This window comes from Clostridia bacterium (genome assembly GCA_035561135.1).
Lineage (GTDB): Bacteria > Acidobacteriota > Terriglobia > Terriglobales > Acidobacteriaceae > DATMYA01.
Window position 1 is genome coordinate 1 of sequence record DATMYA010000060.1, and the last position, 3,716, is coordinate 3,716.

General features: G+C 56.7%; 4 protein-coding genes. 3 read left to right on the forward strand and 1 reads right to left on the reverse strand.

Translation table 11 applies throughout. From position 1 onward, the window contains the following. Positions 1-146: 146 nt before the first annotated feature. The 3 genes from VN622_13295 (at position 147) to VN622_13305 (ending at position 2,725) form a co-directional block, all read left to right on the forward strand. Positions 147-371, forward strand: a complete 225-nt coding sequence (locus VN622_13295) for a hypothetical protein (GenBank protein HWR36835.1) — start codon at positions 147-149, stop codon at positions 369-371. A 458-nt stretch (positions 372-829) separates the two neighbouring features. Further along, the gene (locus VN622_13300; protein HWR36836.1) at positions 830-1,630 is read left to right on the forward strand and encodes a hypothetical protein; all 801 of its coding nucleotides are present in this window, start codon (positions 830-832) and stop codon (positions 1,628-1,630) included. A gap of 114 nt (positions 1,631-1,744) precedes the next feature. Continuing rightward, positions 1,745-2,725, forward strand: coding sequence for an IS1 family transposase (locus VN622_13305; protein HWR36837.1), 981 nt, complete (start codon positions 1,745-1,747; stop codon positions 2,723-2,725). Positions 2,726-2,820: 95 nt separating this feature from the next. Here the strand turns inward: VN622_13305 and VN622_13310 are convergent, their stop codons facing one another. Further along, the gene (locus tag VN622_13310; GenBank protein HWR36838.1) at positions 2,821-3,495 is read right to left on the reverse strand and encodes a hypothetical protein; all 675 of its coding nucleotides are present in this window, start codon (positions 3,493-3,495) and stop codon (positions 2,821-2,823) included. Positions 3,496-3,716 lie beyond the last annotated feature (221 nt).

Genomic DNA, 3,716 nt, shown 5'->3' on the forward strand with positions numbered 1-3,716 from the left:
GGTAGTGTCCTGCGCTGCGTTGCCACCAAAACAGCAAGCGCTTGATTCGTAACCCATTGACTGCTATGGTTGAAAGCATGGGCAAGCCAACCACCCGCACCGACCTACGCGCCCTAAAAAATCTGGTCGCGGAGGCCAAAAATCTCTTGACAACAATTTCGCTACCCGAGGGCCGCGCGACCAGAGCGCTTGAGCTGCTCACGGCTGCCGATGCTCTGGCCGACCAACTGCTGAAGACTCCACCCGCTGTCCAGCTCGGCAAAAAGGGCGGGCAGAAGACTGCCGAAAGAGGCCCTGACTATTACGCGAAAATCGCGGCCATGAGGAAGACGCGCAGAGGGGGAAGACCGCGCAAAAAAAACGAGGGCTGAGCTAAGATATGTAGGTTTTGATACAATACTCAGCCGACTGATGCCAAAGGCTGAGACGATAGAGCAAAAAGTCCGCCGCCTGAAGAAACTGCTTGGGCTGTCTCTTGGGGATGCGGAACACCGGATCGGATCTAGCGGAAGTCTTGACCACACAGCGCATCTTCGGGGCGTTTCCGGAGCGGTGCGGATCATAGTTCGAGCCAAACTGCCGCTTCCGCAATGCTGGGCAATGTCCGTGCTGCTCAACAACGCGAGGATTGACGGTATTGACTGGGAGGCGGTAGTCAGGGACCACCGCGGGAGCGCTTTCAATTGTACGGGCTGGCATCGGCACATGTGGAAGCCGCGCGGACTGGACACCCACAAGGAGTGCCTGTCAGACTTCAACCCGGCACTCTTGCATGATTTTATATTGAGCGGATTCAGTATTTTGAACGTAGAATTGAAGAGGGGAGACCATGCCAGCGGCCAACTGCAACTCGATTAAACAGGCCCTTCATGACCACCTAGCCGCCCAGGTGAGCGTGCAACAGGTTCGGGATGCGTGTGTCGTCACCCTACCCTTCGTGACCGTCGATCAGCGCTGTGTTGATGTTTTCGTTGAGCCGCGTGCGGCGGATTATTTCCTGATACACGATGCGGGCAAAGCCGTCAACGAACTTATCTTGCAGGGTGTTAAGATCACCCCGTCCGTTGAGCGCGAATTTGAGTTGATTGCGGGCCGTTTCGGTATCTCGTACTGCGATGAGATGTTCCAGGCGGGAGCCAAATACAACGGACTCGCCGCTCAAGCCTATGCTGTTGGCATGTGCTCTGCACTTGCGATGGTACAGATGGTCGGCCACGTTCCGGTGGTCGAAGAGGAGCCCCTTGAAGTCCAACTAGGATCCCTTCTGCGCCGCTGGGGGCGTCGAAAGGCGAAGGTATCTGAAAACGTGCAGGTCGCTGGCCGATTGAAGCAACACACATTCGATTTCGTTCTTACTCCGCAAAAAGGAGAGCCGATCTCCGTCTCGATCCTGCATCCCACCGCTGGCGCGTTGTCGGCTGCTGAGAGGTTTGGATTCAAGAGCCAAGACCTAGCTAATACGTATGCCCAGAACTGGCGGCGCGTTGCCGTAGAGGCGAAGGCCGAAGCGTGGAGCCAAGACGCACACAGGATCGTTGAGACATTTGCACAGGCCGTCATTAGCGTCCCATCGGGCATGCCCGCCGATTTCCAGCAGTTGAGTAGCAGACTCGACCAACTGGCTGCCTAACCAAAGCCGCTTTATCTATCACAACCCAAAAGGAGGAGAACTTTCTGCATTGACAACAGCAACCGCTTGCTGTATTCTTCACCCATGATGCCGCAAGCCACCACAAGCGCCACAATGAAATGCCCGTACTGTGATAACAATTCCAAGCGCTTCGGCAAGCACCGCAACGGCCTCCAGCGCTTCCGCTGCCTAAAGTGTGGCAAGACCTTCACCGAAGATCACGAGCGCCCGTTCCGCATCGAAGACTACTTGAACGAGCAACGCGGCATGATGGCGATTCAGCTTCTCGTGGAGGGCTGCTCCGTGCGGACTGCCGAGCGGATTACCGGAATCCACCGTGACGCGATCCTGAGGCTCATGCTGCTTGCCGGGATGCGCTGCGAGGTAATGATCGACGCCCGCATCCGTAACGTGCCCGTGACGGACGTACAGGCCGATGAAATCTGGGGTTTCATCGGCAAGAAGGAAGGGCACAAGAGGCCGGACGAATACGCAGATGACACCATTGGCGACTGCTATTGCTGGGTCGCGATGGATCGCCCCACGAAACTGATACTTGCCTTTGTAGTCGGTCGCCGCACGCTGGACAACGCGTTCACGCTGATGGCGAAGGTTCGCCAAGCCTCATCCGAGAAGACCCGCTTTCAGCTAACGACGGACGGCCTACGGTCATATCCCGCCGCCGTTGATGAAATGCTCATGGATCGCTGCGACTTCGCCCAACTCATCAAGTTCTATTCCCATCCGCAGGAAGACGAGCACCGCTATTCCCCGGCAGAGGTTGTGGAGGCTGTCCCAGTTGTCGTAAGCGGAAATCCCGACCCCAAACACATCTGCACGTCCCACATCGAGCGCCAGAACCTCACCATGCGGATGCAGATTCGGCGGCTCACCCGGCTGACGAACGGCTTCAGCAAGAAGCTAGAGAACCACCGTGCGGCCATCGCGCTGCACTTCGCGTATTACAACTTCTGCCGGATTCACGGATCGTTGCGCGTGACGCCCGCAATGGAGGCGGGGATCACGGATCACGTTTGGACGCTGCCGGAACTACTGGCTACCGCTGCTGCGGTGTGTCTTCCAGCCGCCGCCTGAGACACCGAAGATCCCGAAGCACGAGCGGCTACAGTGGACGAAAGACGTGCTGGCGTTTCTGTCTGGCTAGGGTCGCGCATGCGGCCCACTTCGCGTCATTCCCCACGCAGACGATCCGCGCGCGGACTCACCTCGAAGTATGGGCCACAATAAAGTCCAGGACAGTAAACCAGGTTCACCTCGGTAGAAAACTGTCGTCCGTGGAAATTAAAGTACTTGATCTCCACCTCCGCACTGAACGACTCGCCGTTAACCGAAAGGGAATCAAGGAGGTCGTTAAGCGCCGCATAGTGCTTAAGGTTCACTGTTTTGCTGGACGAGTCAATCACGGTGTAGATAAGTTTCCGTTCGCTGCCCGCCGGCAATCGGTCGAGGGGGGCCACGGAAGCGAGCCGAAATTTTCCCAGATTCGCACGGGCTATGTACACGCCGAACGCGTCTACACCAGAACAGTTGATCGCGGTAAGCTCAGTGAAGTCTTCAAGCGGCGCTTTCGCTTGGTACCGCTCGTATTTGTCCGTGATCGAGTCGTATCTCAGAATGACCTGGGGCGCTGCTTCAAGCAACTGGGCGCGCAATGCCATTTCATTGTTGTGGGATTCGCGCCACGCTAGGAACTGAGCCACACTGAAACAGGCCAAGAATACCAGCGCCCAGAGCCACCAGGGAGCATCCCACATAGAAGCCATCTTCAGGTCCGATGGCAGGTCGGGCAACTGGTTTACGGACCATTGCACAAATTTCACAATTGCCGGAGCGGGGGTCAGCACGGTCCACCTCCGCCGCAAGAAGACAGACCTAAAATACTGAGAGATGATATTCCCGCGTGGCTCCACGGATGCCATTTCCACAGCCTAGCATCTGCCCCCAGAAAGAGATCTGAAATTCCCTTGACAAACCGCCCACGTTCCATTTCGCCCCCTGTATGTTATTGAATCTAAACAGCGAATAAACATTCATGGGCGGGAGCAACGCAGCGCAGGACAGCACC